Source organism: Candidatus Clostridium helianthi, from assembly GCF_045310795.1.
Lineage (GTDB): Bacteria > Bacillota > Clostridia > Clostridiales > Clostridiaceae > Clostridium > Clostridium helianthi.
In genome coordinates this window covers 1-2,275 of sequence record NZ_JBJIAB010000094.1, presented here as the reverse complement: position 1 = coordinate 2,275, position 2,275 = coordinate 1, and the positions used below count along the sequence as shown (strand labels likewise).

Annotated in this window: 2 protein-coding genes; one reads left to right on the top strand and one right to left on the bottom strand. The window is 33.0% G+C overall.

What is annotated here, in order from left to right; genetic code table 11:
- Positions 1-252, bottom strand: a 252-nt coding sequence (locus ACJDTP_RS27290) for a hypothetical protein (RefSeq protein WP_406762991.1), incomplete at its 3' end; no start/stop codon positions are given.
- Between the two features lie 371 nt (positions 253-623).
- On the opposite strand from ACJDTP_RS27290, the gene ACJDTP_RS27285 reads away from it, so the two are divergent.
- Positions 624-2,275: S8 family peptidase (locus ACJDTP_RS27285; protein ID WP_406762990.1), on the top strand; the 1,652-nt coding region annotated here is incomplete at its 3' end.

Sequence of the window (2,275 nt, the reverse complement as noted above, 5' to 3'; positions counted from 1 at the left end):
ACCTAAATTTATAGATTCATTTTCAGTATCGAATCTGTTATAAAATTTTTGATTACCAGTTGAGTCAACTATACTTAAACTTGTAATGCCACCATTTGCGTTAACAAGTTTAGCTGTAGCACGAAATGGGTTTGCTTCAGAAATGTCATAAATACCTTGTTTATAAACATCTGATTTAACAAGAGCTTTTGGGGTTTCTGTAAATGCAATTATTGATATTAAAAAAATTGCTAAAAATTTATTGATTTTCATACTAACACCTCACTTCAGTCTATTTTTTGTGTTTTTGATTAAAATATACATTCCATATAATATCAAGGTTAGCATTATTTTTTACAAAATTCTAAAGGATCAATACCCAAATAAGTTCAGTTTTACACTGTCAAGAACTGAGTGTTACATTTTTTTGTGTTGAACCATTCTAAAAGGCAAAAATTTTAGTTTCGTATCGTCACTATGAGTACTTTGAATTTATTAAAAGTCGTATGGGAGAGATTCATGTGTATGAGTTTATGAGAAAAAGGAACTAGGAAAAATATTTTTGAGGGTTACATACTTAATTGTTTCACTAGATAGTTGTCAGCATAGTATGTTTATATATATTAATTTAGAGCGTGGTTGTTATGGCTGAGATACAAAGAGAAGTTTCTTCTAAAGCTGACGCATTAATAGGATTATTAACTAATGTACCAAAAGAAATATTGGATGAGCTTGGATATAAATATCAAAGTCAAGATAATAATCTAGAACTTACTATCTTATATAGGGGTACTCCAGAACAAACAAAAGCATTCATTGAAGGATTAGGTGGAAAATTTCAAGATCTAGGATTTAATTTTGCTGTAGTTAATATACCTAGAGAAAAGTTAGAGCAATTATCATTAAGTAATGCAATTCAGTATATAGAACTGCCAAAGAGTCTGTATGAACAAGATCAGGAAAGTAATAGAGTCTCTTGTATTGCCCAATTAGCTCCTAACTTTGATGTTTCAGGTGAAGGAGTATTAGTTGGGTTTGTAGATTCAGGAATAGATTATACACATCCGGCATTTATGAATACTGCTGGTACGACAAGGATAGAGTATATCTATGATTTTAGTACTGGTGGAAATATTTATAATAAGCAAATGATAGATGAAGCAATAAAGTCTTCTAATCCATATTCGATAGTTCCGTCTATTGATAATACGGGACATGGAACACATGTTGCAGGAATTGCATGTGCTGGTGGTAACATAAACCCTATGTATAGAGGTGCAGCGCCTAATGCATCAATAGCGATGGTTAAAGCAGCAAGAGGAACTGCAGTTTTAAGCTCACAGATTATGCAGGGAATTAAGTTTCTACTAGATAGAAGCAAAGAACTAAATATGCCTTTAGTTATTAATATTAGCTTAAGTACAAATGATGGAGCTCACGATGGGAGTAGTCTATTAGAGCAATATATTAGAACGGTTCAAAGCCTAGAGAGAGTAGCTATTGTTATTGCAGCTGGTAATGAAGGAGATGCTGGACACCATGTTGGAGGCGAACTAACAAAAACTCAAAGGAAAATTTTTAATATTGCAAGTGAAGAGAAGTCAATTGTTATGAATTTATATAAGCCGATTTTACCTGATATATCAATTAATGTAATAAACCCAATGAGTCAAAGTAGTGGAAATATTACTATACGGGAAGGATACATTCAAGGAACTATAGGAAGTAATAGATATGATATATATGTATCAGGTCCAAAACCTTTTGAACTAAATAGTGAAATAAAAATAATACTTTCTGCTAGAACTGGATTTCTTGCTGAAGGTGTATGGGCATTGGAAATAAATGTTTTGAATGAATATTTAGGCGAATATTCAATATGGCTCCCAGTACTTGAAGGGCTTAATCCAGCGACAAAATTTTTAGAACCAAACCAATATAATACTTTAGGGATACCAGCAACAGTAGACAATATTATTGCAGTTGGGAGCTATAATTATAGAACTAACAATCTATCGTCGTTTAGCGGACGGGGAGCACAAAATAAAGGAGATTTAGTAAAACCTGATTTAGTCGCACCGGGAGAAGAGATAGTTGGACCAGTACCAAATGGAGGATATGATAGTAAAACAGGTACGTCAATGGCAGCACCGCAAGTTGCAGGAATATGTGCATTAATGATGCAGTGGGGGATAATCAAGGGAAATGATTTATACCTATTTGGGCTAAGATTGAAATATTATTTATTAAAAGGTGCTCAGAGAAGACGTACAGATGTAACGTATCCCAATCCATT